Here is a 26,075-nt window from a genome sequence, read left to right as displayed (position 1 = left end):
GTGCCGGCCGCCCCCCTGCTGATCTCCCCCAACTCGGTTCTGGCCAACGCCCTGCTCCGGTCCATCGACATGTTGCGCCCCCGCGTGCACGCCATGCGGCCCCGGCGCATCGAATTCGTCGTCGGAACCCAGATCAACGGCGCCCCGCACCTGGGGACGAACCTGGTTCAGACGACGGCTTTCCTCCTCGCGAAGATCGCCCGGCGCGAGTTCCCGGTCGAGACCTCGGTACGCTTCGGCGCGCTGGACAACGCGCCGCATGAGGTGATCCTCGACCCCGAGACCCACCACGCCTACCAGGCCACCTACTTTCACGCCCTGGGCAAGGCCGGCGTCGACGAGCTGATCGACACCTATTACCGGGCGTTCTTCGACTCCCTGTCGGAGGCCACCGCGACCGACTACGCGTTGGAGACCTACACCGACCAGCAGTCGAGCCCGGCGTTTCGCGCCGAGTTCCTCCGCACCCTTGAGCGGCTCGACGAGATCCGGTGGTGGATGGCGCCTTCGCACGGGGTCGTGCACATCCGGGTTCCCTGCCCCGACTGCGGGTGGGCGGAGAAGCGCGCCGACCGGACCAAGCTCGTGCACCTCGACGAAGACGGCGCCCGCTTCGCTGCCGTCTGCCTCGACCACGGGGCCTACGAGATCGACGTCGACCCGGAGAACGACGCCTACATCGACGTGGCCACCCTGTACCGGAACCTGGTCAAAGAGCGCTTGCTCGTCCGCGACGACACCACGTTGCGGGTGATGCTCAAGGGCGGCGACTGGGCGTTCGGCTCACAGCTCGTCGACGGAGCCCTCGGCGTCCTGGACACCCCCGGCGCGCGGATGCCGCTCCGGATCTTCACGCCCCAGGTGCTCGCCCCGACCGGCGCGAAGCTGTCCAAGTCGCTGCTGCGCGACCGCGGCCCGGGCGCGCTGCCGGCCGACGTCGAGCCGTGGATGCTCGACACCACCCAATGGCCGGGGGATACCGACCACTACGTCGACGCGCTGCTGTGGCTCGTCGGCGAACTGCTCACCGATCCGAAGCACTTCTTCCGAAGCTTCACCGTCAAGGAACTCGGACGACTCATGACCGACCGGCCCGCCGACCTCGACCAGCGCCCCCGCGCGCACGAGATGGGCATCTACAAGCGCTACTTCGACCTGATCGCCTCGGGCAAGAAGACGACCGAGATCAGGGTCGACGACAGCAGCCGCAAGCGGCTTAAGGAAGGTGACCTTCTCCGGTTCAAGTGCCGCAACGAGGAAGTGCTCACGCGGATCACGCGGCTTGCCCGCTATCGGGACTTCGACGAGATGTTCGAGCACGAGCCGGTCTCGTCGGTGAACCCGAACGCTTCAAAAGCCGACCAGCTCCGCAACATCCGGGAGATCTACCCGCCCGAGCGCGAGGCCCTGGGCGTGGTCGCGATCGGGATCGAGCTCGTCGAGGCGTAGCCGGAGAGATGGGCGCTCCGCGCTCCCACCCGCGTGGCCCGCCGCGCGAAGCGCGGCGGGCCTTCTCCGTCGCCAGGAGCGGTCAGCCCAAAGGAACGCCACTCGGGAGAAGGGAAGAGGAGTGCGCCGAGGCGGCGGTTCTTGGTGTCGCGCACTGCGCTCGCCTGGGGAGAGTCGGCGACCTCGACGCAGTCCCCGTGAGACCCGCTGTAGCTGGACTTGTGAAAGACCGGTTCCATCTGGTTCTTCTTTCTAGAGGGCTGACACCCGGTTTTTGGGATATCCCCGGGAATCTCGGACCGACAATGCAGATGCGTGCACGTGATCGTAGAGCAGCTGATAGCGCTGAAGATCTTGAGGAGTCTCCAGGTAGAGGCCGTCTGCAGCGGACTCCACGTGGACCACCCCAGGGTCCTCAGGAAACTCCAGCAAGACGAACCGGCCCGCGAGACCAGCGTGAGCACCAGCAGAGAACGGCAATACCTGAACATGCGCGTTGTCGTGCTTCCGGCCGACAGAGATCAGATGCTCCAGCTGCCCACGCATCGCCTCTGGACCGCCTACAGGACGGACGAGAGCCGCCTCATCGACGATCGCCCAGAGTCGGGGCGGGCTCTCCGCGCCTAGGATCTGCTGCCTTCCGGACCGCCCGGCCCTCCTCCCCGCCCCGCAGATCGGCCGGAGGCAGGAGCGTCGGCCGCACACTCCTCGCCGGTAGAACGAGCCCGGGTGCACGCCCCACCCGGGCGACCCTGCACCCCGGCCCTACCTCCTCCGCCGCCGCCCGCTCGTCCTCCGCGCTCCTCGGCGGTCCTCAGTAGACGAGGGCCTGCGCTCCCTCCGCGACGGCCTCCTCGACGAAGCTCGGGGCTCCCGCGATGCGCACGCCTTCGATCAGGTCGGCCTGCTCCAGGCCGCGGCGGGCGGCGCACTGGGTGCAGACCGTGACCCGGCCCGCCAGCAGCACGCTCTCCAGCAGGTCGGCCAGGGGCGCGGCGTGCGGCAGCGAAAACCCCTCCGCCCGCCCGGGGACCGCGAACCACGCGGCCTCCCCGGTCAGCCAGAGCGACACCGGAACCCCCGACGCGACGGCGGCCGCCGCCACCGTGAACCCCTGGTTGCACCGCTCCGGCGCGTCTTCCCCTGCCGTGACCTTGACCACCAGTGCGCGACTCATGGCGCAAGCCTAGAGGCCCGGCCGCCTCCCCCGCCCAAGCGGAACGGCCGCCCCCGGACGGCGTCCGGGGGCGGCCGTTCCGAGCGGGTCAGACCGCGCCGAGGACCATCAGCAGGCCCACGCCGACCGAGGCCAGGGTGCCTCCGCCGAGGAGGAGGGCCTTGCGGGCGCTGTGGGCCGCCTCCTGGGCGGGGGGCTGCTCCGTCCGGGTGATGCGGAGCTTGTCGTCGGGCGGGGCGGTGAGGAAGGGGCGGCCGTCGCGCACCTGCACGCGTCCCCGGACGGTGACCGGGGTACCGGACTTGATCAGCCACTCCCGGTACTCGAACTCGATGGTCTCCCCGCGGAACAGCCCCGAGATCCGCCCCTTGACCCGGGGCAGCAGGTCGTCGGCGGGGGCGCGGACGCCCTTCTGCGGGCGGCCCACGACGCGCTGCAGGGCGAGGTCGATCCCGTCCGCGGCGGCGTCCGCCGGGTCCACCAGCACCGTCGCCGCCCGGTCCTCGGGCGTTCCCGGTCCGACCAGGCCGAACGGCACCTCCTCGCCGTACTCGGCGATCGAGTCGTAGGTGCGCTCGCGCTCACCGGTCTCCGGGACCGGGGCGGGCGTCCAGTAGTGCCGCAGCACCTCGTGGCAGTGCCAGACGCAGGCGATGCGGGCCAGCCGCGACTCGTCCTCGCCGTACGGGCCCGCCACCGCGACACCGGTCACCTCGATGTCCTGGCCGTCGCGCGCGACCAGCGCCCGCGGGCGCAGCCGCTCGAAGTCCCGGTGGGCCGTGTAGCGGAGCAGCGCGATCACCGCCGGTACGGCCAGCACGGCCGCGACGACGATGAGGACCGCCCCGATCACCAGCATTGAAAAAGGCCCCCGTTCCGTTGTGGTCCCCGCACCGTGCGCGTCCGTCCGCGCACCCGGCGCACATGCCCTGGACGCCAGCGCCGCGCCTCAGCGGCGGCGGGCACGGGCATCCCTCTTCTTTACCAGCTCCGGAAGGGATCCCGTCCCCGGGCTGCGCCCCGCCGGGCGACCTGGCCCCGGCACCGCCCGCGCGCGGCTACTCTCGGACATTATGCAGCCTGAAATCCACCCCGATCTTGAAAAACTGTCCTTCCTGATCGGCCGCTGGGAGGGCGTCGGCGTCGCCGGCTACGAGGGGACCGAGGAGTTCCAGTTCGGCCAGGAGATCGAGTTCTCCTACGAGGGCGGCCCGTTCCTGGCCTACCGGTCCTGCGCCTGGCGGGTCGCCGGGGACGGCTCGCTCGGCGAGTACGTCACCTCGGAGAACGGCTACTGGCGGATCCGCCCGGCCGGCACCGAGCTGCCGAAGGACGCCCCGGAGGGCACCACGCCGGTCCACGTGGAGGTGCTCATCTCGCACCCGGAGGGCTTCAGCGAGGTCTACCTCGGCAACGTCTTCGCGAACCGGGTGGAGCTCTCCACCGACGCCGTGCTGCGCACCGAGACCGGGCTGGAGGTGACCGCGGGCCACCGCCTCTACGGCCTGTTCGGCGACGACCGCGAGACCCTCGGCTACGCCTGGGACATGGCGGCCCAGGGCCACGACCTGCGCTCCTACATGTCCGCCCAGCTCAAGCGCGCCGACAAGAAGACCGCGAAGAAGGACTGACCCCGCCCGGAGGCCGACCCGCCCCGCCGACGGCGCAGCGGCACCGTGCCGCACCGCACGAGGCGGGCGGGGCCGGTGAGGGAGCGCCCGTGCCAGCCGAAGACCTCCAGCGGGCAGCGGGCCGCCCCGCTCCGCGCCATCCGCGCGTCAGCGGTGATCATCGGTACGTCCAGCGCCTCGGCCAATGCCACATAGGCGGCGTCGTAGGCGGACAGGTTCGACCTCAGCACCTTGAGCCGGGGCCACAGGGGGAGCACTTCATAGCGTTCGATCGGCAGCTCGCGGAAGTCGGCGACGGCCGCGTCCGCGTCGGAGCCGGTGATCTTTCCGCCCGTCCTGAGCCCGAGGACCGCCGACATGGACTCGGTGTCGACCAGGTGGGGGGCGCACAGCACGTCCTCTCCGGCCACCCGGCGCAGGAGCTCATGCGCGCCGGGGTCGGAAGAGGTCGGCATCCGGACCGCCGCCGAGTTGTCGAGGACGATCAACGGCCCTCCCGGCCCTGGTCGGTCGCCTCGGTGACGTCCTCCGCAGTCAGTTCGGGCTTGGCGCGCCGCTCGATCCGCTCGGCCATCTCGGCCAGGGTCGGCTTCGCGGCCTCCCGTTCGATGAGTGCCCGCAAGTAGGCCTGGAGGGACTGCCCGCTCGTCACGGCGCGGATCTTCATGGTGCGAACGGCCTCATCGGAGACGTCGCGGATGGTCAGCGATGCCATGAAGTCATTCTGCATTCATCTTCCGGCCCTGAACGGGGGAAGGGTTCTCGGCCCCGGGCACGCGGCCGGCCGGCCCCTTCTCCTCTGGGCGGGGTCCGGGCATGGCGAACCCCCGGGGCTGCTCCGCCTCGGACGGCGGGGCCGGTGGACTAGTCCGGCCTCCCGGGGGTTCGGGTGTCCGCTGTGGATTCGCCGGTGCGAACCGCTTGGGTGCGCCCTAGCGGGCGGACACCTCGCCAGCCCTAAAAACCTTCACTTCAGGACCACCTCCTTTCCTGCGTGACTCGAAGGTATGCGTCCCCCCGGCGGTGGGGCAAATGTTTTTTCGCGGGCTTCTCCGGGCGTCCGGGGGCGCCCGTAGACTCGGGGCATGGCCGACCGGACCTGGCAGGACGAGCTGCGCTCCCGCGGCTACCGAGTCACGCCCCAGCGGCGATCGGTGCTGGAGGCGGTGGGCGAGCTGGAGCACGCCACGCCCGATGCCATCCGCGCCCGCGTGCAGCGGACCTCCGAGGGCCTCAACCTGTCCACCGTCTACCGGACCCTGGACGTGCTGGAGAAGGTCGGGCTGGTCACCCACACCCACCTCGGCGCCGGCGCGCCCTCCTACCACCTCGCCGCCGAGGCGGACCACCTGCACCTCGTCTGCCGGTCCTGCCGGGAGGCCTCCGACGTCCCGCTGGAGCTCGCCGAAGAGCTGGTGGCGGAGCTGGAGGAGCGGTTCGGGTTCCGCGCGGACGCACGCCACCTGTCCGTGTTCGGCGAATGCCGCGACTGCCGCGTAGGCTCACAGGCATGACCTCACCCCTGCTGAGCCGCCCCGGGGCGGTGGCCGCCGAAGCCCCGGACTCCGCCGTCGCCGCGCACTACGGCGAACCGGCCCAGGAGGCGCGCGCCCTGGAGCGCTCCGCCGGCTGGGTCGACCGCTCCGACCGGGGCGTCGTCCGGGTCACCGGGCCGGACCGGCTCTCCCTGCTGCACAGCCTCACCAGCCAGGCGCTGGAGGGCATCCCCGCCGGCACCGCGACCGAGGCGCTGCTGATGGACGCCAACGGCCGGGTCAAGCAGCACATGGCCGTGCTGGACGACGGCTCCGCCACCTGGCTGCACACCGAGCCCGGCCAGGGCGCCGAGCTCGCCGCCTTCCTGGACTCCATGCGGTTCATGCTCCGCGTCGAGGTGGCCGACGCCACCGGCGAGCGGGCCGTGCTGACCCTCGCCGGGCCGGACCGGGACGAGGTGCTGGGCAAGGCCGCCGGGTCGCTCCCCGAGGACCTTCCGGTGCGCCGGGCCGAGGAGGAGACCGACCTGCTGCTGCCGCGCGAGGCGCTGTCCGCGGCCGCCTCGGCGCTCACCGAGGCCGGCGCGCGCCCGGTCGGCCTCTGGGCCCACGAGGCCGGCCGGATCGCCGGGCACCGCCCCCGGCAGGGGCTGGACACCGACGAGCGGAGCATCCCGCACGAGATGGGCTGGATCGGCACCGCCGTCCACCTGGAGAAGGGCTGCTACCCCGGCCAGGAGACGGTGGCCCGGGTGGAGAACCTGGGCCGGCCGCCCCGCCGGCTGGTCATGCTGCACCTGGACGGGACCGCCGAGCGGCTCCCGGAGCGCGGCGCCGCCGTCGAGCTGGACGGCCGCTCCGTCGGGAGGGTCGGCTCCTCCGCCCGCCACCACGAGCTGGGCCCGATCGCGCTGGCGCTGGTGAAGCGGAACGTCCCGGTGGACGCCGAGTTCCTGGTGGACGGCGTGGCCGCCGCCCAGGAGGTCATCGTCCCGCCGGACACCGGCGCCGCCGCCCAGGACCGGCTGCGCGGCCTGCGCGGCCGCTGAGGCCGGCGGAACCGCCCCGTCCGCGGGCGGGCCCGGCGCGGTGGTCAGGCGTCGAGCTCGGCCGCGGGGGCGGCGTGCACCGGCGGCGCCTCGATCCCGAGCAGCCGTGCGATGGCCGGGACCTCGGGGTCGGCGAGGAAGCCCGCGTAGTCCTCCGCGTCCCAGTCGAAGACGGACCACACCCGGTGCGCGTCGTCGGGATCGAAGTAGGCCCAGGCTCCCCGGCAGCCGTGCTCCCGCCGCTTCTCCGCGCCGGAGGTCTCGAAGACCTCGAGGAATCGATCGGGGTCGATGACCCTGGCGATGGTGACGATCACTGCCCGCTCCTCAGTGCCGTGGACGGCTTCCCACCGGTCGATCCGCATCGTAGGACTTCGACTCGAGGGGAGGTCGACGGCGGGCGGCGGGAGCGGCGCGGGTCCGGCGCCTTCCGGGGCGCCTGCCCGGCGGCGGGGCGGAGCGGCCCCCGGCCTCCGCGGCGGGCGGAGGCCGGGGAGGGACCGGCTCAGGCGTTCAGGGCCGCGGCGAGGCGCTCCTCGTGCAGGCGCTCGCCCCAGGACGGCTCCAGCGGGGCGATCTGGCCGACCCGCCAGCTGATCAGCATGTCGGCGAGGGCGGGGTTGCGCGGCAGGGCCGGGCCGTGCAGGTAGGTGCCGAGCACCTGGCCCTGGTAGGCGCCCTCGGTCCGCCCGTCGTTGCCGATGCCGGCGACCGTGGTGGACAGCGGGCGGGCCGACGGGCCGATGGAGGTGCGGCCCTGGTGGTTCTCGAACCCGGTGATCCGGCCGCCGCCCAGCTCCGGGGCGATGTCCGCGACGATCTCGCCGACCGCGCGGGTCTCCCCGCGGCCGCTGCGGACGTCCAGGATGCCGACGCCGGGCAGCGGGTTGTCCGCGTCGTCGCCGAAGCTCTCCCCGATGATCTGGTAGCCCGCGCAGACCGCGAGCACCGCGGCGCCGGCCTCCGCGGCGCGCTTCAGGCCGCCGTCGGCGCGGAGCCGCTGGGCCGCGAGGATCTGCGGCCGGTCCTCGCCGCCGCCCAGCAGGTAGACGTCGCCCTCGGCCGGCACCGGGTCGCTGGAGAGCACGTGCACCATCTCGGTGCGGATGCCGCGCAGCTCGGCGCGGCGCTGGAGGACCAGCGCGTTGCCCTGGTCGCCGTAGGTGCTGAGCAGGTCGGGGTAGATCCAGACGATGCGCAGCGCGCTGCTCGTGTCGGTCATGCTCACCTGTCCTCGTGTCCTGGGTGCCGGGCGGTCACTGGACCCGCCCGTAGGCCGCGCGGATCTGCTGGAAGGCCGTGTAGTTGGCGATCACGTCGACCTTGGTCAGGTCGGGGCGCTCGCCCTTGAGCCGGGCGACGACGTCGTCCACCCGGTCGGCCGTCTCGAAGGCCACGCCGTCGGTCTCCAGGCGCAGCGCCAGGTCGGTGCGGCGCTCGCCGAGCACGAACACCCGGCGGCCGCGCAGCACGGTGTAGTCGACGTCCCACAGCCAGGAGGTGTCCTTGCCGTCGGGGATCTGGGCGTTCACCGAGAGCAGCACCGGCACGTCCGGCGGGCCGAGCACCGCGAAGGACTCCAGCCAGCCGGCCGGGTTCTTGGCGAGCAGCAGCCGGACCTCGACGCCGTGGGTGACCACCGAGGTGTAGCGGCCGGCGACCGAGCGGATCTCGCGCAGCCGCGGCAGCGCCTGCTTGGGGTGGATGCCGTAGGCGGCGGCGGTGGCCAGGGCGATGGCGGCGTTGGACCGGTTGGCGTCACCGGGCAGGCCCAGGTCCAGCCGGAGCGCGCCGCCGTTGGGGTCGACCACGCTGTCGGAGGCGTTGTCCACGGCCCAGGAGGCGTCCGGGCGGCGCAGGCCGCACTCCGGGCACTCCCAGTGCGGGTCGGGGTCGCGCTTGAGGTGGCCGCCGCACTCCGGGCAGCACCAGGAGTCCTCCTTCCAGCGCTGGCCGCCCGCCACCCAGGTGGCGTGCTGCGCGCCCAGCCCCGCCCAGGCGACCAGCGGGTCGTCGGCGTTGGCGATGACGTGCGTCTCGCTGGTGCGCAGGACGTCGCGCCACTTCTTGGCGAGGAGGTTGATCTCCGAGGCGCGGTCCATCTGGTCCCGGCTGAGGTTCATCAGGACCGTCACCGCGGGCTTGGTGTCCTTGATGACCTGCGGCAGGTACTTCTCGTCGACCTCCAGCACCCCGACGCGCGCGTCCGGGTAGCGGGACAGGGCGGTGATGTGCCCGGTGGGCATGTTGGCGCCCTGGTCGTTGGTGGCGACCTCGCCGAGGTCGCGCAGCGCCGCGGTGATCAGCCGGGTCGTGGTCGTCTTGCCGTTGGTCGCGCTGACCAGGGCGAGCCGCCGGCCGCGGGCCAGCTTCGAGAGGAGGTCCGGCTCGACCTTGAGCGCGACCCGGCCGCCGATGACGGAGCCGTCGCCCCGCCCGGTCGCCCGGGACAGCGACGCCGCTCCTTTGCCCAGCACGGAGGCGAGCTGGGCGCGCAAGGGAAGTTCGCTCATGATCCCCACTAGGTTTCCGCTCGGAGTCACCGGCCCCGGGCCGGCGGGAGCGCCCCGTCCGGTCGGAGGGCGCGGTTCCCCTCTTAGCCTATTGGCCGCACGCCGTGGCCCGGCCCACCGCCGTCCCGTGTGCTCCCCGGTCCCGCGGACCGGCGGATGCGCGGGCCTCCCCGCCGCCGGCCCGGCCGGCCTCCGGTCGCGGTCAGTGCGCCTCGGGCTGCCGCTCCGAGCGCCAGTCCAGGCGCTCCGGGGGCGGGCCGAGGTTGGGGGCGGGGGCGTCCCCCTCCGGTTCGGGCGGCGGGGCGGGCGGCCCCTCCTCCACGGTGGCCAGGGTGGCCGCGGGCAGGGTGAGGATGCCCGGGTTGGCGTCGGCCGCGACCGGGCCGTCCGGGCCGGGCACCAGCATCGCGGTGGGCGGCAGCGTGCGCAGGCCGTGGGCGTCGATCCGGTGGGAGCGGGTGCCGGCCCCCGCGCCCTCCTCGTCCATCTGCGCGGCCTGGGCGGTGGCCCGGCCCCAGGACGTCGCGTCGCGCAGGTGCCGGGCCAGGTCCAGCGGCGGGATCGAGGAGGCCGCGTTGCGGACCGCGACCGGCGCGGTGGCCGCCGCCCCGGGGTGGACGTCCTCCACGTAGCTGTCGGCGACGGTGCCGTCCAGGGCCTCGCCGATCACCTCGGTGAGCCGGTGCAGCGGCAGCTCCGGGGCGCCGCCCAGCCACTCGGCCAGCCGGGCCGCGGGACGGCCGGCGGGCTGGCGCATCAGCACCGGGAAGGCGTCGTCCCGGTCCAGCCGGGCCATCACCTCGTCGTCGGCCTCGGGGAAGAAGAGCACCAGCCCGGTTCCGGCCGCGGCGGCCGCGGCCGTCAGCCGGTCCAGGTCGGCGCCGGAGAGGGCGTCGGCGCCGCAGACCATGATGGTGCGGCCCCAGCGGCCGTCGGCGGCGGCGCCGCGCATCTCCAGCAGCCGGCAGAGCGCGGCCGCGGTGTAGGTGCCGTAGGCGCGGGCCGCGACGGCGCCCGCGGCCCGGTCGGTGGCGATGATCTTCACCTGGGCGTAGGGCTCGGCCTCGGCCCGCGCCCCGACCCCCTCGAAGGGGGCCAGGTGGCCCTCCAGCTCCCAGGCGCGCTCGGCGCGCTCCCGGCCGGTGCCGCAGCGCTCCCGGATCCGCGCCCGCTGCTCCGCGGTGAGCGGGTCCGGCGGTTCCTCCCCCGCCTCCTCCTCGGGGAGGGCGAGCGCGCGCAGGCCGGCCAGCAGGTCGCCGGTCCCGGCGTCCGGGCCGAGCACCTCCAGCACCGCGCCGATCAGCTCCACGTCGGCCTCGGTGTCGGCCTTGGGATCGAACGCGGCGGCGACCGCGGCGAGGGTGCGGGCGCGCTGCGCGGCCTCCAGGCCGATGCCCAGGTTCATCCGGGGCAGGTCGGCGGGGAGCACCCAGATCCGCGGGGCGATGCCGGCCCGGCGGACCAGCGCGGCCAGGTCCCCGGCGACGGCGCGGCCGGACAGGTCGAGCACGGTGACGTCGCCCCCGGAGCCGACCCGGGACGCGCCGACCGCGGTCAGCACCGCCGACCAGCCGGCGTCGGTGCCGCCGGCGACGAGCACCGCGGCGGCGTCCTCCGGCACCTTCAGCCCGTACCAGCGCGGCTGCGCCTCGAACGCGCGGCGCCGCGCCCGCCAGGCGGTGTGCTCCCGGGCGTGCTCCTCCTGGCGGCGGCGGAGCTCCCCCTCGGCCGCCCGCCGCTCGGCCTCCAGCCGGGCCCGCTCAGCGGCCAGCCGCTCGGCGACCACCCGGCGGCTCTGCAGCAGCGCCACCGCCACCGGAACCGCGACCACCAGGCAGGCGAGCACCGCGACCAGGGCGAGCAGGCCGGGCAGGATGCGCAGCGGCCACAGGGCGACGGCGAGCAGCGCCAGCCCGCACAGCACCCGCACCGCGACGACCAGCGGCCGGTTGGTGTGCGCCTCGGTGCCCCGCTGCGCCGCCACCCACTCCGGGCTGACCTCGGCGCGCTCGGCGGGGGCCGGGCGGCGCGGCGGGGGGCCGGGGTCGCCGATCAGCACCTCGTGCCGCCAGCCGAGGTGGGTCGTCCGATGCTGCGGGGGTCCAGTCCTTGGTTCGGGCAACTCCGAGCACCTCCTGGTGAGAGGAAATGCTGACAGGACGGAGCCGAGTTGTCACGACCTTTCGCCCCGATGCCGGACTCGTCCCCGTTCGGTGTGCCGGGCGGAGGGGCCGGGGGCGGCCGCCCCCGGTCAGAGGTTGAGCAGGGCGATCCCGGTCGCCACCACCACCGCGGAGAGCACCCGGAGCCGGCCGAGGCCCTCCTTGAAGACCAGGGCGGCGATGATCGCCCCGAAGATGATGCTGGTCTCCCGGAGCGCCGCGACCGCCGCCAGGCTGCCCATGGTCTGCGCCCACAGCACCAGCCCGTAGGCGGCCATGGAGAGCAGGCCGCCGAGCGCGCCGATCCGCCAGACCGGGCGGAGCTGCGACGCCAGCCGGCCCCGGCGCAGCACCAGGGCGGCGATGAGGAACCACGGCCCCTCCAGGATCATCAGCCAGGCCAGATAGGCCAGCGGGTCGCCGGAGGCGCGGACCCCGACGCCGTCCACCACCGTGTACGCGGCGATCATCGCCCCGGTGGCCAGGGCGGCGCCCAGCGCCGGCAGCCGGTCGCGGCCGGGGACGCCGCCGGCGAACACCAGCGCGGTCAGCCCGGCGGAGACCACCAGGACGCCGGCCAGGTGCAGCGGGGAGAGCGTCTCGCCGAGGAGCACTGCGGCGCCCAGCGCGACCAGCCACGGGGAGGTGCCGCGGGCCAGCGGGTAGACCTGGCCGAAGTCGCCCACCCGGTAGGAGAGCATGAGGAGGCCCATGTAGCCGACGTGCAGCAGGGCCGAGAGGCCCAGCGCCGGCCAGGACGCCGGGTCGGGCAGGCCGGCGAAGGCCGCGGTGGCCGCGCCGCCCGCCATGCCCGCCGCGCCGATCAGCGCGAAGCCGAGCAGCCGGTCGGTGATCGCGTGCGCGATGGCGTTCCACCCCGCGTGCAGCAGGGCCGCGGCGAGGACCGCGATGGCGGCGGCGGTGGTCAATGTCCTGCTGCTTCTCCGTGCGGGGGGAGGTGAACGGTGCGAACCCTAGCAACCGGCGGATCCGGTCGGGTCATCGGCCCTTTCCCTCGGCGGGCCCTCCGCGGACGCCGTCGCGCCCTCCGCCCGGCCGTCAGGCCTGGACGGCGAGGTCGGCGACCTTGCCGACCTCCGCGCGCACATCGAACTCGGCGGAGAAGCCCCGGGAGGCCAGGACCTTCACCTTCCAGTCGCCGTCGGCGGCGAAGAAGCGGAAGGTGCCCTCGTCACCGGTGGCGACCTCGCCGACGAAGTCGCCGGACCCGTTCAGCAGCCGGGCGTAGGCGCCGGCCAGCGGCGCGCCGCCCCGGCTCACCACGCCCTGAATGACGGCCTGGTCGGCCGCGGCGCCCTCGGAGAGCACCACACCGCCGACCGGCGCGCCGCATCCGTCCGCGCTCACTTGGCCTCCCCCAGCTCGACCGGGACGCCCACCAGGGAGCCGTACTCGGTCCAGGATCCGTCGTAGTTCTTCACGTTCGGCAGGCCCAGCAGCTCGTGCAGGGCGAACCAGGTGTGCGAGGAGCGCTCGCCGATCCGGCAGTAGGCGATGACGTCGCCGTCCAGGTCGACGCCGGCCTCGGAGTAGATCTCGCGGAGCTCCTCGTCGGACTTGAAGGTGCCGTCCTCGTTGGCCGCCTTCGCCCACGGGATGTTGCGCGCGGTCGGGATGTGCCCGGCGCGCTGCGAGGCCTCCTGCGGCAGGTGCGCCGGGGCGAGCAGCTTGCCGGTGAACTCGTCGGGCGAGCGGACGTCGACCAGCGCCTTGCTGCCGATCGCCTCGACGACCTCGTCGCGGAACGCCCGGATCGAGGTGTCCTGCTCGGCCGCGGTGTACTGGGCGGCCGGCCGCTCGGTCGCGGTGTCGACCAGCTCGCGGGAGTCCAGCTCCCACTTCTTGCGGCCGCCGTCGAGCAGCTTCACGCTCTGGTGCCCGTAGAGGCGGAAGTACCAGTAGGCGTAGGCCGCGAACCAGTTGTTGTTGCCCCCGTAGAGGACGACGGTGTCGTCGTTGGCGATGCCCCGCTCGGAGAGGAGCTTCTCGAAGCCGGTCCGGTCCACGAAGTCGCGGCGGACCGGGTCCTGGAGGTCCTTCTTCCAGTCGAGCTTGATCGCGTTGCGGATGTGTCCCTTGTCGTAGGCCGAGGTGTCCTCGTCGACCTCGACGAGGACCACCTTCGGGTCGTCCAGGTGAGCCTCCACCCAGTCGGCGTCCACCAGGACGTCGGAGCGGCTCATGGGGAACCTCCTTGATCGATGTGTGCAGCGGCGTTGAGAGGGGCGTGCGCGCATGCGGGACCGGCCGCCCGGAGGCGTGCGTCGGCGGTCGGGTGTGCGAGGCGGTTCGCGGACTGCGGCGGTGCGGTCCACCGCCGGTCCTGGATGACCGGCTGCATGGTGGTGTCCCTGCTGCGTGAGCGGTGCCGGGGCGGGGCGGGAGGATGCGCGCGGCGTCGGCGGTGGTCCACGGGCGCGCCCGGTTCAGGGCGCGGCGGTGTCCCGCTCTACGGGCGGGGAAGACAGAGCGCGGCGGCGACGTGGCAGTAGTCCACTGCCCGCCGCTTCGTCAGAAACGCGCCTGTCACCGAGTTCACGTGACCGATCGTACGGGCTCGGGCCGAGGATGTCACCCGTGGCCCGCCTCACACGGCGCCCGCCGCCGCGGCCGGCGCCGGGGCCGGGCGGCCGGTTCGCGCGGAAGGCGCAGGTCAGTCCAGGACCCGGCCCAGGGCGGCGATCACGTCGGCTTTTCTGGGCAGGCCGGCCGCCCGGACCCGCTCCCGCCCGCCGGCGTCCAGCACCAGCACGGTGGGGGTGGACTCGACCTCCAGGGCGCGGACCAGCTCCAGGTGGGACTCCGCGTCGACGTCGAGCGCGGCGACGCCCGGGACCATCCCCGCGACCTCGGCCAGCACCCGCCGGGTGGCCGCGCAGGGGCGGCAGAACGCGGAGGAGAACTGCACCAGGGTGGCCCGCTCGCCGAGCGGGCCGCCCAGGTCCCCGGCGGTCAGCGCGGCGCCGCTCACCCCTGCTGCGCCTGCCCGCCGATCAGCTGGACGTCGGCGGCCTCGGCGGAGACCTCGACGCCGCCGGGCTTGGCCTGGATGCCGGTGATCTCCAGGCCGAACGGGAGCCTCGGGATGGGCAGCGAGACGGCGAGCCGCTGCTCGACCTGGCCGGCCAGGTCCAGGCCGGTGTCGCCGATCTGCACGTCGACCGGGGTGACGGCGATGGCGTCGCCCTGCACCGCGATGTCCAGCCCGGCGGAGACCGGGCGGCTGAACCCGCCCAGGGACAGGTCGCCGCTCATCCGCGGCTCGCCGCCCTCGTTGTTGATCACGATGCCCTCCGGGAGCCGCTTCTGCAGCTCGCTGTAGGGCAGCTTCACGGTGGCCTCGGCCCGCCCGGCGGTCGCCTGGGGGGCGCTGCTCATCAGCTCCGAGATCGGGGCCTGGACGTCGTAGGCGGTGACGTCGACCCGCTCCAGCTGGACGTCGCCGACGTTCATCGCGCCGGTGACGATGTTGATCTCGGAGTAGTTCCCGCCCACGGCCTGGGTGAGGAAGGGGATGCCGCCGATGGTGACCGCGGGCTCCGACGCCAGCTCGTACTGGGCGGAGACGCGCTTGGCGATCTCGCTCTGAGCCGCCGCGTGCAGGCCCCGGTCCGCCACCACCAGCAGGATCAGCAGAAGGACCAGGAAGACGAGGAATTTGCGCATCGGGATTCCAGCACGCTCCGTAGGGGTTCGGCGGCGCCCGCGGACCGGGGGGCCGGCCGGCGGCGGTCCCGCTGCGACGTCTCGGACGCCGGGGGACGGATACCTCAAGGAAGGGTACTTCACCCGCGCCGAGGCACGGGCGCTGCCCTGCGCCGAGGCCCCGACCTGCGGCGCGGGGCGCCCGGAGCCGGGCGGCCGTACGAGCCTAACCGGCCGCCGGAGGGCTTCCGGCCGCCGGGCCGGAACGCCCCGCCGAACGGCGGGCGAACCGGCGGGGAAGAGCGGCCCCGCACGGCGGGAACGGCCCGGGAGGGGCCGCGGGGCCCGGCTCCCCCGCCCTCCTCCCCGGGGATCGCGGAGGGGAGGACCCGGGCCCGGCCGGCGGGCTAGCGGGGCATCAGCATGTCGGCGAGGTTGTCGGTGGCCGACGCCCCCGACAGGGCCAGCTCGATGACGTTGGTCGCGGTGACGAACTGCCCCGAGCGGCGGGAGAACTCGCGGACGTGCGGCTGCTGCTCGTGCTCCTCCAGCGCGAGTTCGTCCCGGTAGATCGCGTAGACGATGCGCTGCAGCGGGGCGCTGGGCACGGTGTGGCAGGCGAACAGCAGGGTGTCCGGCTCCCGCCGGGCGACCTCGTCCACGACCAGGTCCGCGCAGTCGTCGAAGCCGTCCGCACCGCCCTCGGCCAGCGTGTAGATGGTGATGACGCCGCGCAGCCTGGACGGCGCCCGCGGGGCGGGCGGCTCGTCGTAGCCGCCGTCATAGCCGTCGCCGTAGCCGTCGTCGTCGTAGTGGTCGTCCTCGGTCCGCTTGCGGCGCCGTCCCCACACCTCGTCGTCTCCCTCGTCCGGGTCTTCTCGGTCGTGCTCGTCCAGGTCGTCGCCGCCGGAGCGCGGCGCACCGCTGCGCCGGCGGCCCCGGCGGCGGCCTCTGGGCTCCTCGGGCGGGTTCTGCGCGCGGAGGAAGCCGGTCCACAGCGCGCCGAGCGCGCCCGCCATCAGCACCTGCCCCAGCATGCCCAGGCCGAGCCGGGTGACGGTGATCTCCAGCAGCACGGCCAGCGCGATCAGCCCGACCACCGAGAGCCGGTGGTTCGCGGTGCGCCGCCCCTCGGCGCGCACGGCCAGAACGGCGCAGGCCAGGAGCAGGCCGACGGAGAAGACGTGCACCGCGCCCAGTGCGATCCCCGGGATGAGGTCGTAGTGGTCCGACATCGCCGGGTAGTCCTTGTCGAAGTTCCCGCGGACCGGGTCCAGCGCCAGGACCACCACCGGGACCACCGACAGCACGGCCACGCCCAGGCGCAGCCCGAACCGCGCCCGAGCGGAGGCCACCGCGTACTCGGCCGCCCCCCACGCGGCGAGGAGCGGGCCGAGCAGGCCCGCGCCGATCTGCAGGAGGCGGAACGTCGGACCGGAGAAATCGAGAAGCGCCCCGATGAACGCGGCGCTCAGCGCGACCGCGACCGACCCCGCGGAACCTGCCAGCACCTTCGCGTAGGTGCGCGGCTCACGCAGGGCGCGCGCGATCAGCGCCGCCGCGGCGCTCCATGCGACCAGGGCGCAGACGAATGCCAGTGCTACCTCGACCATCCCGCTAATCATGCTGCACGCGGAGGAGTGAACGTGAATCGGCGGGCGCCGCGACCCCCGTCCGGGGGGCGGAACGCGCAGCCCGGCACACCGCGATCACCTGCATCGCCGTTCATGCTGTGAGTTACATCACGACACGGTCGGCGCCCCCTCCCCGGCGCCGGGCGCCTCCGGCCGGGCCATAGGCTCGATGCCATGCCGGGCCGAACCCCTGGACGCCACCGCGCGGCCTTCTTCGATGTCGACAACACGCTGATGCGCGGAGCGTCGATCTACCACTTCGCCCGCGGGCTCGCCGCCCGCGACCTGTTCACCACCCGCGACCTGCTCCGCTTCGGCTGGGGCCAGCTGGTCTTCCGGGTCGGCGGCAACGAGCGCCGCGAGCACATGGACGCCGCCCGCGAGGCGGCGCTCGCCTTCGTCGCCGGGTACCGGGTCGACGACCTCGTCGAGCTCTGCGAGGAGATCTACGACGAGACCATGTCCGACCGGATCTGGGAGGGCTCGCGCGCGCTGATCCAGCGCCACCTGCGGGCCGGCGACCGGGTCTGGCTGGTCACCGCCACCCCGGTGGAGCTGGCCGACATCATCCGGCGCCGGCTCGGCCTGGAGGGGGCGATCGGCACGATCGCCGAGACCGCCGACGGGGTGTACACCGGGCGGCTCATCGGCGAGATGATGCACGGGCCGGCCAAGGCCGCGGCCGTGCGCGAGCTGGCCGAGCGGGAGGGGCTGGACCTGGCCTCCTCGACCGCCTACAGCGACTCCGCCAACGACCTGCCGCTCCTCGGCGAGGTGGGCCGCCCCAACGCGGTCAACCCCGACGACCGGCTGCGCAGGTACGCGCTGGCGCACGGCTGGCCGGTGCACGAGTTCCGGCGGCACCGCGCGGCGCTGCGGGTGGGCGTCCCGGCCGCCGCGGCCGGCGCCCTGGTCGGCGGCTTCGCGGTGGGCGCGGTGCGCCGCTCCCGCCGCTAGACCGCCGGCGGGAAAGGGGCGGCCGCCGCAGCAGCCCCCGGCCCCGCCCCTCCTCCGATGATCTTGACGTTGCGGGGCCGTCAGAGCGCTCTGATGGCCCCGCAACGTCAAGATCATCGCCCTGGGACGGTCTCCCATCAACGATCCGGCCCGGCGGCGGCAGGCGCGCCCCGGCTCTCCGGCGCGGCGGCATCGGCGCGGGGCACCGGGAAGAGGCGCGGAGAAGAAGGGGAGAGGGGAAGGGCGCGGTCAGGCCGCCGCGGCCGCCAGGTAGCTCTCGAAGGCCTCCTGCGAGGTGTAGGAGGGGCTCCAGCCCAGCGCGCGCTCCAGCTTCCCGTGGTCCAGGACCCGGTCGCAGCAGAGCAGGCGGAGCTGCTCGGGCGAGTAGTCCAGCTCGGTGCGGCGGGCGATCCCGCGCAGCATCCGCAGGCCGCGCTCGGGGACGGCGAACCGGCGGCCGCCCACCCGGCGCAGGCAGTGCGAGAGCGGCAGCGAGCCGGGGGCGGCGACGTTGAACACGCCGTCCAGGGCGCCGCCGCCGTCGCCGCCGAGGGCCGTCCGGCGCACCGCCTCCACCCCGTCCTCGGAGTGGATGAACTGCATGTGCGGGTCGTAGCCGCGCACCGTGGGCACCACCCGCAGCCCGAAGTACCGGGTCAGCGGGGTCTCCATGGCGGGGCCGATGAGGCTGGCGAAGCGGAGCACCGCCACCGAGAGGTCGGGGCGGCGCCGGGCCAGCGTCCGGGTGTAGCGCTCCACCTCGGCCGCGTCCTGGGCGTAGGCCGAGCGCGGAACCTCCCGGGAGCCGAGCTCCTCGGTGCACGGGGCACCGGGGTCCGAACTGCCGTAGACGGCGGCGCTGGAGCGCACCACCAGCCGCTGGGCGGTGCCGGACCGCTGGCAGGCGTTGAGCAGCTGCATGGTACCCAGGACGTTGCCGCCGGAGGGGGTCCGGCGGCGGCCGCCGCGGCCCCGGGGCGCCTCGGCGAAGCCGAGGTGCACCACGGTGTCCGCGTCCGAATCGCGCAGGGCCGCGCTGATGCTGTCGTCGTGCAGCCGCACCCGGGTGAACTCGGCGGTGCCGAGCGGCCGGGCCACCGCGGCGGAGTCGATCGCGACGACCCGGTCCACCCCGGGGTCGGCGCTCAGTTGTTCGGCGACCCTGGCACCCAGGTACCGGGAGACACCGGTGACGAGAACGACGCGGCCCATGGCCTCACGCCTCCGCAGATCGGGAATCGTGGAAGAGGGGGATTTCTCCGCGTCGGCCGCAGGCGTCGGCGGAGAGACGGTCCTACTTCTACTTCTTGTTGCGGCGCGCGACGCGGGTGCGCTTGAGCAGCTTGCGGTGCTTCTTCTTGGCCATGCGCTTGCGGCGCTTCTTGATCACGGAACCCATGCGATCACCTTCTCGCAGAAGACATCGAGGACATGACGGCCCTCAAGCACCAGAGGCGCCAGGGGCGATCGGGGGAGTGCGGCTGCGCGGGCGGTCCCGCCGGCGCGGTCACCGCACCCGAAGGACCAGCCTACCCTCTCCCCCGTCGGTGCATGCACCAGGCGCGTCACGCGCCCGGCAGCACCGGATCGGAGCCGTACAGCTCCGCCGCGGGCTCGGTGTAGCCCACGCTGACCAGGCGCTGGTCCTCGAAGGTGAGTGAGGTCACACTGGCCAGGTTGCACTGCCTGCGGTCCGGGCGGTGCCAGAGCCGCTTGCGCTCGGCGGCCATCCGCGCCATCCAGATCGGCAGCTGGTGGCTGACGCAGACCGCCTCGCGCCCCCACGCCTCCTTGCGGGCGTGCTTGACCACGTCGACCATCCGGGTGACGATCCGCCGGTAGGGCTCGCCCCAGGACGGCTGGAACGGGTTGTACAGGTGGCGGAAGAGCGAGGGGTCGCGCAGCGAGCGCGCGGACACGTGCCGCCCCTCCAGCCGGTTGGCGGCCTCGATCAGCCGGTCGTCCAGGCGCACGTCCAGGCCGGTCGCGGCGGCGAGCGGCGCGGCGGTCTCCTGGGCCCGCTCCAGCGGCGAGGAGTGCAGTGCGGCGACGTCGCGCCCCTCGAACCACTTGGCGGCCAGGTCGGCCATCGCCGTCCCGTTCTCACTGAGGTGGAAGTCGGGGAGGCGCCCGTAGAGGATCGCCCCGGGGTTGTGCACCTCGCCGTGGCGCAGGAGGTGGACGACGGTGGTCGTGGTCATCGGCCGATGGTTTCCCTTCGGGTCGCACAGGGTGGGGCGGCCGCGGGAGGCGCCCTCCCCGGCCTCGCCCGGCTCTGGAACCGCCCGGTTCCGGGACCGCCGTCCGGAACCAGGGTCGATAACAACCCTAGACCCTGGGTTTAATCCCCGTCCCAGCGGACCGGACCGCCTCCGACGAGCGCGGACGGCGCCGGGGCGGGCGCCGCGGCGGGCCTCCCGCGCCGGCCCCGGCGGCACCGGGGGCGGCGGCCGGGAGGGGCCGGCGCGGCGCCCGGCGGCGGCTAGGGCACCCGGGCGGCGGCCTCCGCGGCGCGGGGCAGCGCGGCCAGCACCCGGCCGACGGCCTCCTCGTCGTGGGCGGCGGAGAAGAACCACGCCTCGAACGCCGCGGGCGGCAGGTAGACGCCCTGCTCCAGCATGGCGTGGAAGAACGCCGAGTAGCGCTGGAGGTGCTGGGCGCGGGCGCCGTCGAAGTCGGTGACCTCGGCGTCGGTGAAGAACACGGTGAACAGGTTGCCGCCGCGCTGCACCCGGTGCGGCACCCCGGCCGCGCCGAGCGCCTTCTCCGCGGCGTCGGAGACCTGCGCGGACACCCGGTCGATGTGCGCGTAGACCTCGTCGGTGGCGTTGCGCAGCGTCGCCAGGCCCGCGGCGGTCGCCAGCGGGTTCCCGGACAGGGTGCCGGCCTGGTAGACCGGGCCGGTCGGGGCCAGCTGGTCCATCAGGTCGGCGCGGCCGCCGAAGGCCGCGGCGGGCAGCCCGCCGCCCATCACCTTGCCGAAGGTGGTCAGGTCGGGCTCGACGCCCTCCAGGCCGTACCAGCCGGAGCGGGAGACCCGGAAGCCGGTGAGGACCTCGTCCAGCACCAGCAGCGCGCCGTGCCGGCGGGTGATCTCCCGCAGCTTCGCGTTGAAGCCGTCCTTGGGCGGCACGATGCCCATGTTGGCCGGGCAGGCCTCGGCGATCACGCAGGCGATCTCGTCGCCGGACTCGGCGAAGGCCCGCTCCACCGCCTCGATGTCGTTGTAGGGCAGCACCAGGGTGTCGGCGGCGCTGGCCCCGGTGACGCCGGGCGAGTCGGGCAGCGCGAAGGTCGCCACCCCCGAGCCGGCGGCGGCCAGCAGCGCGTCGACGTGGCCGTGGTAGTTGCCGGCGAACTTCACCACCTTGCTGCGGCCGGTGGCGCCGCGGGCCAGCCGGATCGCCGACATGGTCGCCTCGGTCCCGGAGTTGACCAGGCGGACCTTCTGCACCGGGGTGCGCGCGGTGATCTCCTCGGCCAGCTCCACCTCGCCGGGGCTGGGCGCGCCGAAGGAGGTGCCGTGCGCGGCGGCCTCCTGCAGCGCGTCGACGACCGCCGGGTGGGTGTGCCCCAGCAGCAGCGGCCCCCAGGAGCAGATCAGGTCGACGTAGGTGTTGCCGTCCACGTCGGTCAGGTACGGGCCGTTCCCGGAGGCCATGAAGGGCGGCGTCCCGCCGACCGCGCCGAAGGCGCGCACGGGGGAGTTGACCGCCCCGGGCACCACGGCGCCGGCGCGTTCGAACAGCTCAACGGAAGTCTGATGTGTAGCCACGGATCCAGTGTGGCACCGCTTCCGGCCCGCTCCGCGCCGCCTCCCCGCCGGGCCCCGGGGCCGGGTGGCGGGGCGGCGGGGGCGGGCGCGGCGGACCGGGCCGGCCCGGATAGCGTTTCGGGGACAGCGTGCGCGGGCCCGGGGCGGCCCGCGCCACCGCCCCACGCGCATCCGAGGGAGCCCGATGAACGAGGTGTTCGCCACAGCCGACCTGATCGACGAGCACGGGGACGCGCTGCAGAGCTGCGAGCTGCAGTTCCGGTCCTTCGGCGGGCGGTCCGCGTTCCACGGCCCGATCGCCACGATCAAGTGCCACGAGGACAACGCGCTGGTGAAGGAGCAGCTCAACCAGCCCGGCGAGGGCTGGGTGCTGGTGGTGGACGGCGGCGGCTCGCTGCGCACCGCGCTGATGGGCGACATGATCGCCGCGGCCGCCGAGAAGAACGGCTGGGCCGGGGTGGTGATCAACGGCGCGGTCCGCGACGTCGCCGCGCTGGCAGGGCTCGACCTCGGCGTCAAGGCGCTCGGGTCCAACCCGCGCAAGTCCGCCAAGTCCGGTGCCGGCCTGCTGGACGCGCCGATCGCCTTCGGCGGCGTGGTCTTCACCCCCGAGGCCTGGCTCTACAGCGACGAGGACGGCATCCTCGTCAGCGAGCAGCGGCTGGACCCGCCGAAGAAGGGCTGACGCCCGGCGCCGCGGGGCCGCCGGCCCGGAAGCGCACCGGTCCGGGAGGGCGGCCGCCCTCCGCCGCCGCTCGGCGGTGAGCCCCGCGGGGCGCGGAGGCGCCGCCCGGGAGCGGCGAGGAGAGCACGGGGCGGAGCGGGAGCCCGTTCGGGCCCGCCGGCTCCGATGGCCGCGCCGTCCGCGGGGCGCGGCGCCCCCCGGGCGGTCGGCGGCGGGAAAAGGGCGCGGCGGGGGCGGTACCGCTCAGCAGGCCGGCGCCCCGCTCGCGGGCGCCCCGTCCAGTACATCGGGTGCCGGGCCCGGACCGAAAGGGGGCGGGCGCCCCCGGCCGGGGCTCCGCGCTCCCCGGCTCCGGCCGTCCCCCGGCCGGGCGGGAAGGGGCCTCCGGGGAGGGGTCAGGCGGTGAACTCCTCGCAGGCGTCGGCGAGGACCGCCAGGACGGCGATCGGGTCGGGGAGTTCGGCGGGGGCGGTGAGGGGACCGGAGGGGGACGTGCCGAGGCGGGGCGGGCGGATCCAGGAGGCGCCGCCGCCCGAGGGAAGCGGCGAGGGGGCGGCCAGCACGTAGCTGTTCCGGCAGTGCCAGCGGAGGCCGGGCGTCTCCTCCACGGCCTCCGGGACGCAGTCGAGGTGGCAGGACCACCACTCGTCCTCGTCCGCCGGGGAGCGGGTGGCCACGAAGAACAGGTAGCGCTGCGCGTCGACCGCGGCGACCGGGCCCGGCCGGGTGCCGGCGCGGTCCATCCGGGCCAGGGCCATCACCCCGGCGCCGGCCGGCACGTCGAAGACGTCGAAGACGCGGCCGGTCGGCAGGATCACGTTGGCCTCGGGGGCCGCGGTCCACCAGCGGCGGATCGTGTCGGGGTCGGTGGTGGCCTCCACCGCCCAGGCCGCCGACACCGGATGCTCGGCCGGGGCCGGACAGCCCATCCGGTCGCAGCCGCAGGCGCGCGCCCCGTCCGAGGAGGGGGAGGCGCCCCGGCAGACCGGCCACCCCAGGGAGGCGTACTCCAGGGCCGCGTCCATCCTGCTGCTCTGCTTCCCCCCGGCCTGGCGCCCGTGCCTGCGGCGCCGCCGGTTGAGTACGTCGGCCATCGTTTCCGCCTCCCCGCTCCGTGTCGTCTCTGCCACCCGGTGCGGGGCCGCTTCGCGCCGTCCCGCCCGGGTGCCTCCCGGTCGTTCCGGCCCTCAGCGCAGCATGCGCGCGGCCTCTACGGCCCAATAGGTGAGGATCTGCGCCGCCCCCGCCCTGCGGAAGGCGAGCAGCGTCTCCATGATCGCCCGCTCGCGGTCCAGCCAGCCCTTCTCCGCGGCCGCCTCGACCATCGCGTACTCGCCGCTCACCTGGTAGGCGGAGACGGGCACCGGACAGGACGCGGCGACCTTCGCGACGATGTCCAGGTAGGCCAGGCCCGGTTTGACCATGACCATGTCGGCGCCCTCGGCGACGTCCAGCTCCACCTCGCGCAGCGCCTCGGCGGCGTTGGCCGGGTCCTGCTGGTAGCCGGTGCGGTCGCCGAACTGCGGCGCGCCCTCGGCGGCCTCCCGGAAGGGGCCGTAGAACGCGGAGGCGTACTTGGCGGCGTAGGCCAGGATCGCCACCTCGTGGTGGCCGGCCCCGTCCAGCGCGGCGCGGATCGCGGCGACCTGGCCGTCCATCATCCCGCTCGGGCCGACGACCTGCACGCCCGCCTCGGCCTGGGCGACGGCGATGGAGGCGTAGCGCTCCAGGGTGGCGTCGTTGTCCACCTCGCCGGAGGCGGTGAGCAGGCCGCAGTGGCCGTGCGAGGTGTACTCGTCCAGGCACAGGTCGGCCATGACCGCGATGTCCCCGCCGAGGTCGGAGGAGAGGTCGCGGAGCGCCTTCTGCACCACGCCGTCGGGGTCGTCGGCGGCGGAGCCGCGCTCGTCCTTGGCGGCGGGGATGCCGAACAGGATGATGCCGCCGACCCCGGCCTCGACCGCCTCCTCGGCGGCCTTGCGCAGGCTGTCCGGGGTGTGCTGGAACACGCCGGGCATGGACGACACCGGGTTGGGCGCGTCGATGCCCTCCTTGACGAACATGGGCAGGATGAGCTCGGAGGGGTGCAGACGGGTCTCGGCCACCAGCCGGCGCAGCGCCGGGGTGCGGCGCAGCCGGCGGGGCCGCGCTGCGGGGAAGCGGGCGTTCACGGGACGGTCCTCCATCGTCTTACTTCACCGGGCCCCTGATCACAGGGCCTTGCGGCGGCGTCCGCGCCGCTTCTGGCTCGGCTTGAGGGCGGGCTTGCCCGCCGCCAGGGCCTCGGCCCGCTGCTTGGCACCGTACTCCGAAACCGCCTCCGCGAGGGCGGAAACCGACGCCTTGGGCGCGACCACGTCGACCCGCAGCCCGAACTCCAGCGCGGTCTTCTCCGTCTCCGGGCCGATCACCGCGATCACCGTGGTGTTGTGCGGCTTGCCGGCGATGCCGACCAGGTTGCGCACCGTGGAGGAGGAGGTGAACAGGACCGCGTCGAACGCGCCGCCCTTGATCGCCTCGCGGACCGGGGCGGGCGGCGGGGCCGCGCGCACCGTCCGGTAGGCGGTCACGTCGTCGACCTCCCAGCCCAGGTCGGCGAGGCCGGCGGAGAGCGTCTCGGTGGCGATGTCGGCGCGCGGCAGCAGCACCCGCTCGATCGGGTCGAGCTCGGCGTCGTAGGGCGGCCAGACCTCGACCAGGCCGGCGCCGGACTGCTTGTCCTCGGGCGGCGCCAGGTCCGGCTGGATGCCGAACTCGCGCAGCCGGGCCGCGGTCTGCTCGCCCACCGCGGCGACCTTCACCCCGGCGAAGGCGCGGGCGTCCAGCCCGTACTCCTCGAACCGCTCGCGGATCGCCCGGACCGCGTTGACCGAGGTGAACGCCACCCACTGGTAGCGGCCGGTGACCAGGCCGCGGACCGCGCGCTCCATCTGCTGCGGGGTGCGCGGCGGCTCCACCGAGATGGTGGGCACCTCCTCGGGCACCGCGCCGTAGCCGCGCAGCTGCTCGGAGAGGCCGGCGGCCTGCTCCTTGGTGCGCGGCACCAGCACCCGCCAGCCGAACAGCGGCTTGCTCTCGTACCAGGACAGCTCGGCCTGGCGGGCCACGCCGGGGCCCATCATGAACAGCGCCGGGGCGGTGATGTTGTGCCCCTTGGCGTCGGCGGCCTTCATCTCCGCGGTGAGCCGGGAGAGCGTGGAGCGGATGGTGGACTGCTCGGTGGTGGCGCCCATCCGGGTGACCGCGACCGGGGTGGTGCCCGGGTGGCCGCCGGCGGTCAGCGTCTTGACCAGCCAGTCGAAACCGGTGCCGCTGCGCCCGCCGTCGTCGGGCACCTCGGGGAAGAACACGGCGAGCACGGCGTCGTCCCGCTCGGCGAGGTCGGCGGCCAGCCGCGGCCAGTCGACCTTGTCCTCGCGGGCGTTGACCACCCGCAGCTCGCTGACGCCGGGCGGCATCAGCGGGACGCCGGCGAAGGCGGGCACCCCGGTCACCGAGGAGACGCCGGGGACGACCTCGACGTCCACGCCGGCGGCGCGGCAGGCGTCGGCCAGCCGGTCGCCCCGGCAGCCCAGGAACGGGTCGCCGCTGTACAGCCGGACGACCCTGCGGCCCTGCTCGGCGTGGCGCACCGCGGTGGTGTCGATCTCCTCGGCGACCTGCTCGGGGTCGATCACCTGGACGCCGTCGCGGCAGTGCGCGAGCAGCGGCGCGCGGTGCTTGGCCATCTCCGGGCCGGGCTCGCGGGCGGTGATGACGACGTCGGCCTCGGCGAGCACCTCGGCGCCGCGCAGCGTGAGCAGCCCGGCGTCGCCGGGTCCGATGCCGACCAGGGAGACCGTTCCGGTCCCGGGCCGCGGCTCCTCGCTCTGGGGATTCAT

The 26,075-nt window shown here is 74.5% G+C and carries 29 protein-coding genes; 6 read left to right on the top strand and 23 right to left on the bottom strand.

Translation table 11 applies throughout. The annotated features are described in order from the left end of the window. Positions 1 to 1,449: an ASCH domain-containing protein gene (locus J0910_RS04670; protein WP_420157277.1), complete on the top strand. Its 1,449-nt coding sequence runs from the start codon at positions 1 to 3 to the stop codon at positions 1,447 to 1,449. Here the strand turns inward: J0910_RS04670 and J0910_RS04665 are convergent. The 4 genes from J0910_RS04665 to J0910_RS04650 all read right to left on the bottom strand — a co-directional run bounded on the left by J0910_RS04665 (position 1,386) and on the right by J0910_RS04650 (position 3,485). Beyond that, the gene (locus J0910_RS04665) at positions 1,386 to 1,688 is read right to left on the bottom strand and encodes a DUF397 domain-containing protein (protein WP_420157276.1); all 303 of its coding nucleotides are present in this window, start codon (positions 1,686 to 1,688) and stop codon (positions 1,386 to 1,388) included. The genes J0910_RS04670 and J0910_RS04665 overlap by 64 nt on opposite strands. Before the next feature lie 13 nt (positions 1,689 to 1,701). Further along, positions 1,702 to 2,154 (bottom strand): DUF5753 domain-containing protein, encoded by a 453-nt coding sequence (locus J0910_RS04660; RefSeq protein ID WP_420157275.1) that lies wholly within the window; start codon positions 2,152 to 2,154, stop codon positions 1,702 to 1,704. Positions 2,155 to 2,263: 109 nt separating this feature from the next. Beyond that, positions 2,264 to 2,626, bottom strand: a complete 363-nt coding sequence (locus tag J0910_RS04655; protein ID WP_420157274.1) for a DsrE family protein — start codon at positions 2,624 to 2,626, stop codon at positions 2,264 to 2,266. 88 nt (positions 2,627 to 2,714) lie between these two features. Beyond that, positions 2,715 to 3,485 carry a GIDE domain-containing protein gene (locus J0910_RS04650; RefSeq protein WP_420157273.1) on the bottom strand — a complete coding sequence of 257 codons (771 nt, stop codon included), beginning with the start codon at positions 3,483 to 3,485 and terminating at the stop codon, positions 2,715 to 2,717. Between the two features lie 214 nt (positions 3,486 to 3,699). Between J0910_RS04650 and J0910_RS04645 the strand changes: the two genes are divergently transcribed. Further along, positions 3,700 to 4,257 carry a nitrobindin family protein gene (locus J0910_RS04645; protein WP_420157272.1) on the top strand — a complete coding sequence of 186 codons (558 nt, stop codon included), beginning with the start codon at positions 3,700 to 3,702 and terminating at the stop codon, positions 4,255 to 4,257. On the opposite strand, the gene J0910_RS04640 is transcribed toward J0910_RS04645, so the two are convergent. Then, positions 4,203 to 4,745, bottom strand: coding sequence for a type II toxin-antitoxin system VapC family toxin (locus J0910_RS04640; RefSeq protein ID WP_420157271.1), 543 nt, complete (start codon positions 4,743 to 4,745; stop codon positions 4,203 to 4,205). The two genes, J0910_RS04645 and J0910_RS04640, sit on opposite strands and share 55 nt — an antisense overlap. After that, entirely contained in the window at positions 4,742 to 4,972 is a 231-nt protein-coding gene (locus J0910_RS04635; protein WP_420157270.1) for a FitA-like ribbon-helix-helix domain-containing protein, read from the bottom strand. Before J0910_RS04635 ends, J0910_RS04640 begins: the two co-directional genes overlap by 4 nt. 370 nt (positions 4,973 to 5,342) lie before the next feature. Here J0910_RS04635 and J0910_RS04630 point away from each other — a divergent pair, with 370 nt between their 5' ends. Continuing rightward, positions 5,343 to 5,771, top strand: coding sequence for a Fur family transcriptional regulator (locus tag J0910_RS04630; RefSeq protein ID WP_420157269.1), 429 nt, complete (start codon positions 5,343 to 5,345; stop codon positions 5,769 to 5,771). Next, positions 5,768 to 6,802, top strand: coding sequence for a CAF17-like 4Fe-4S cluster assembly/insertion protein YgfZ (gene ygfZ / locus J0910_RS04625; protein WP_420157268.1), 1,035 nt, complete (start codon positions 5,768 to 5,770; stop codon positions 6,800 to 6,802). The genes J0910_RS04630 and ygfZ overlap by 4 nt, the downstream gene beginning before the upstream one ends. Before the next feature lie 44 nt (positions 6,803 to 6,846). Here the strand turns inward: ygfZ and J0910_RS04620 are convergent, their stop codons facing one another. The 10 genes from J0910_RS04620 to J0910_RS04575 form a co-directional block, all read right to left on the bottom strand. Further along, the gene (locus J0910_RS04620; RefSeq protein WP_420157267.1) at positions 6,847 to 7,119 is read right to left on the bottom strand and encodes a hypothetical protein; all 273 of its coding nucleotides are present in this window, start codon (positions 7,117 to 7,119) and stop codon (positions 6,847 to 6,849) included. 188 nt (positions 7,120 to 7,307) lie between these two features. Further along, complete coding sequence (locus J0910_RS04615; protein WP_420157266.1) at positions 7,308 to 8,024, bottom strand: type 1 glutamine amidotransferase; 717 nt, start codon at positions 8,022 to 8,024, stop codon at positions 7,308 to 7,310. Positions 8,025 to 8,058: 34 nt separating this feature from the next. Continuing rightward, positions 8,059 to 9,315 carry a MurT ligase domain-containing protein gene (locus J0910_RS04610; protein WP_420157265.1) on the bottom strand — a complete coding sequence of 419 codons (1,257 nt, stop codon included), beginning with the start codon at positions 9,313 to 9,315 and terminating at the stop codon, positions 8,059 to 8,061. A 202-nt stretch (positions 9,316 to 9,517) separates the two neighbouring features. Beyond that, entirely contained in the window at positions 9,518 to 11,374 is a 1,857-nt protein-coding gene (locus tag J0910_RS04605; protein WP_420161885.1) for a hypothetical protein, read from the bottom strand. A 192-nt stretch (positions 11,375 to 11,566) separates the two neighbouring features. Beyond that, the gene (locus J0910_RS04600; protein ID WP_420157264.1) at positions 11,567 to 12,406 is read right to left on the bottom strand and encodes an EamA family transporter; all 840 of its coding nucleotides are present in this window, start codon (positions 12,404 to 12,406) and stop codon (positions 11,567 to 11,569) included. A 130-nt stretch (positions 12,407 to 12,536) separates the two neighbouring features. Then, positions 12,537 to 12,845: a DUF1416 domain-containing protein gene (locus tag J0910_RS04595; RefSeq protein WP_420157263.1), complete on the bottom strand. Its 309-nt coding sequence runs from the start codon at positions 12,843 to 12,845 to the stop codon at positions 12,537 to 12,539. Beyond that, positions 12,842 to 13,681 carry a sulfurtransferase gene (locus J0910_RS04590; protein ID WP_420157262.1) on the bottom strand — a complete coding sequence of 280 codons (840 nt, stop codon included), beginning with the start codon at positions 13,679 to 13,681 and terminating at the stop codon, positions 12,842 to 12,844. Before J0910_RS04590 ends, J0910_RS04595 begins: the two co-directional genes overlap by 4 nt. Before the next feature lie 470 nt (positions 13,682 to 14,151). Then, positions 14,152 to 14,469 (bottom strand): TlpA family protein disulfide reductase, encoded by a 318-nt coding sequence (locus J0910_RS04585; protein WP_420157261.1) that lies wholly within the window; start codon positions 14,467 to 14,469, stop codon positions 14,152 to 14,154. Further along, positions 14,466 to 15,164: an LmeA family phospholipid-binding protein gene (locus J0910_RS04580; RefSeq protein ID WP_420157260.1), complete on the bottom strand. Its 699-nt coding sequence runs from the start codon at positions 15,162 to 15,164 to the stop codon at positions 14,466 to 14,468. The genes J0910_RS04585 and J0910_RS04580 overlap by 4 nt, the downstream gene beginning before the upstream one ends. A gap of 386 nt (positions 15,165 to 15,550) precedes the next feature. After that, positions 15,551 to 16,756, bottom strand: coding sequence for a putative quinol monooxygenase (locus J0910_RS04575; RefSeq protein ID WP_420157259.1), 1,206 nt, complete (start codon positions 16,754 to 16,756; stop codon positions 15,551 to 15,553). A 195-nt stretch (positions 16,757 to 16,951) separates the two neighbouring features. Here J0910_RS04575 and J0910_RS04570 point away from each other — a divergent pair, with 195 nt between their 5' ends. Then, positions 16,952 to 17,734, top strand: a complete 783-nt coding sequence (locus tag J0910_RS04570; RefSeq protein WP_420157258.1) for an HAD family hydrolase — start codon at positions 16,952 to 16,954, stop codon at positions 17,732 to 17,734. A gap of 249 nt (positions 17,735 to 17,983) precedes the next feature. On the opposite strand, the gene J0910_RS04565 is transcribed toward J0910_RS04570, so the two are convergent. The 4 genes from J0910_RS04565 to hemL all read right to left on the bottom strand — a co-directional run bounded on the left by J0910_RS04565 (position 17,984) and on the right by hemL (position 21,509). Further along, on the bottom strand, positions 17,984 to 18,946 hold the full coding sequence (locus tag J0910_RS04565; RefSeq protein ID WP_420157257.1) for an NAD-dependent epimerase/dehydratase family protein: 963 nt from the start codon (positions 18,944 to 18,946) through the stop codon (positions 17,984 to 17,986). An 88-nt stretch (positions 18,947 to 19,034) separates the two neighbouring features. After that, complete coding sequence (locus tag J0910_RS04560) at positions 19,035 to 19,133, bottom strand: 30S ribosomal protein bS22 (protein ID WP_013155353.1); 99 nt, start codon at positions 19,131 to 19,133, stop codon at positions 19,035 to 19,037. A 166-nt stretch (positions 19,134 to 19,299) separates the two neighbouring features. After that, the gene (locus J0910_RS04555) at positions 19,300 to 19,935 is read right to left on the bottom strand and encodes a histidine phosphatase family protein (RefSeq protein ID WP_420157256.1); all 636 of its coding nucleotides are present in this window, start codon (positions 19,933 to 19,935) and stop codon (positions 19,300 to 19,302) included. 281 nt (positions 19,936 to 20,216) lie between these two features. Continuing rightward, on the bottom strand, positions 20,217 to 21,509 hold the full coding sequence (hemL, locus tag J0910_RS04550) for a glutamate-1-semialdehyde 2,1-aminomutase (protein ID WP_420157255.1): 1,293 nt from the start codon (positions 21,507 to 21,509) through the stop codon (positions 20,217 to 20,219). Positions 21,510 to 21,693: 184 nt separating this feature from the next. On the opposite strand from hemL, the gene rraA reads away from it, so the two are divergent. Then, positions 21,694 to 22,194, top strand: a complete 501-nt coding sequence (gene rraA / locus J0910_RS04545) for a ribonuclease E activity regulator RraA (RefSeq protein ID WP_420157254.1) — start codon at positions 21,694 to 21,696, stop codon at positions 22,192 to 22,194. Positions 22,195 to 22,589: 395 nt separating this feature from the next. On the opposite strand, the gene J0910_RS04540 is transcribed toward rraA, so the two are convergent. The 3 genes from J0910_RS04540 to J0910_RS04530 form a co-directional block, all read right to left on the bottom strand. Then, positions 22,590 to 23,288 carry a bifunctional DNA primase/polymerase gene (locus J0910_RS04540; protein WP_420157253.1) on the bottom strand — a complete coding sequence of 233 codons (699 nt, stop codon included), beginning with the start codon at positions 23,286 to 23,288 and terminating at the stop codon, positions 22,590 to 22,592. A gap of 93 nt (positions 23,289 to 23,381) precedes the next feature. Continuing rightward, positions 23,382 to 24,380, bottom strand: coding sequence for a porphobilinogen synthase (gene hemB, locus J0910_RS04535; RefSeq protein WP_420157252.1), 999 nt, complete (start codon positions 24,378 to 24,380; stop codon positions 23,382 to 23,384). A 24-nt stretch (positions 24,381 to 24,404) separates the two neighbouring features. Continuing rightward, positions 24,405 to 26,075, bottom strand: a complete 1,671-nt coding sequence (locus J0910_RS04530) for a bifunctional uroporphyrinogen-III C-methyltransferase/uroporphyrinogen-III synthase (protein WP_420157251.1) — start codon at positions 26,073 to 26,075, stop codon at positions 24,405 to 24,407.

Origin of the sequence: Nocardiopsis oceanisediminis (genome assembly GCF_048595525.1) — a bacterium.
Classification (GTDB): domain Bacteria; phylum Actinomycetota; class Actinomycetes; order Streptosporangiales; family Streptosporangiaceae; genus Nocardiopsis_A; species Nocardiopsis_A oceanisediminis.
This window is presented reverse-complemented; position numbering and strand designations above follow the sequence as displayed.

Excerpts from the sequence above, each read along its gene's own strand:
- J0910_RS04575 (WP_420157259.1), bottom strand. The coding sequence starts at position 16,756 with ATGGTCGAGGTAGCACTGGCATTCGTCTGCGCCCTGGTCGCATGGAGC.
- J0910_RS04560 (WP_013155353.1), bottom strand. The coding sequence starts at position 19,133 with ATGGGTTCCGTGATCAAGAAGCGCCGCAAGCGCATGGCCAAGAAGAAG.
- ygfZ (WP_420157268.1), top strand. The coding sequence starts at position 5,768 with ATGACCTCACCCCTGCTGAGCCGCCCCGGGGCGGTGGCCGCCGAAGCC.
- J0910_RS04635 (WP_420157270.1), bottom strand. The coding sequence starts at position 4,972 with ATGGCATCGCTGACCATCCGCGACGTCTCCGATGAGGCCGTTCGCACC.
- J0910_RS04615 (WP_420157266.1), bottom strand. The coding sequence starts at position 8,024 with ATGACCGACACGAGCAGCGCGCTGCGCATCGTCTGGATCTACCCCGAC.
- J0910_RS04665 (WP_420157276.1), bottom strand. The coding sequence starts at position 1,688 with ATGGAACCGGTCTTTCACAAGTCCAGCTACAGCGGGTCTCACGGGGAC.
- hemB (WP_420157252.1), bottom strand. The coding sequence starts at position 24,380 with ATGGAGGACCGTCCCGTGAACGCCCGCTTCCCCGCAGCGCGGCCCCGC.
- J0910_RS04610 (WP_420157265.1), bottom strand. The coding sequence starts at position 9,315 with ATGAGCGAACTTCCCTTGCGCGCCCAGCTCGCCTCCGTGCTGGGCAAA.
- J0910_RS04555 (WP_420157256.1), bottom strand. The coding sequence starts at position 19,935 with ATGACCACGACCACCGTCGTCCACCTCCTGCGCCACGGCGAGGTGCAC.
- J0910_RS04650 (WP_420157273.1), bottom strand. The coding sequence starts at position 3,485 with ATGCTGGTGATCGGGGCGGTCCTCATCGTCGTCGCGGCCGTGCTGGCC.
- J0910_RS04580 (WP_420157260.1), bottom strand. The coding sequence starts at position 15,164 with ATGCGCAAATTCCTCGTCTTCCTGGTCCTTCTGCTGATCCTGCTGGTG.
- J0910_RS04655 (WP_420157274.1), bottom strand. The coding sequence starts at position 2,626 with ATGAGTCGCGCACTGGTGGTCAAGGTCACGGCAGGGGAAGACGCGCCG.
- J0910_RS04590 (WP_420157262.1), bottom strand. The coding sequence starts at position 13,681 with ATGAGCCGCTCCGACGTCCTGGTGGACGCCGACTGGGTGGAGGCTCAC.
- J0910_RS04570 (WP_420157258.1), top strand. The coding sequence starts at position 16,952 with ATGCCGGGCCGAACCCCTGGACGCCACCGCGCGGCCTTCTTCGATGTC.
- J0910_RS04565 (WP_420157257.1), bottom strand. The coding sequence starts at position 18,946 with ATGGGCCGCGTCGTTCTCGTCACCGGTGTCTCCCGGTACCTGGGTGCC.
- J0910_RS04630 (WP_420157269.1), top strand. The coding sequence starts at position 5,343 with ATGGCCGACCGGACCTGGCAGGACGAGCTGCGCTCCCGCGGCTACCGA.
- J0910_RS04645 (WP_420157272.1), top strand. The coding sequence starts at position 3,700 with ATGCAGCCTGAAATCCACCCCGATCTTGAAAAACTGTCCTTCCTGATC.
- J0910_RS04530 (WP_420157251.1), bottom strand. The coding sequence starts at position 26,075 with ATGAATCCCCAGAGCGAGGAGCCGCGGCCCGGGACCGGAACGGTCTCC.
- rraA (WP_420157254.1), top strand. The coding sequence starts at position 21,694 with ATGAACGAGGTGTTCGCCACAGCCGACCTGATCGACGAGCACGGGGAC.
- J0910_RS04540 (WP_420157253.1), bottom strand. The coding sequence starts at position 23,288 with ATGGCCGACGTACTCAACCGGCGGCGCCGCAGGCACGGGCGCCAGGCC.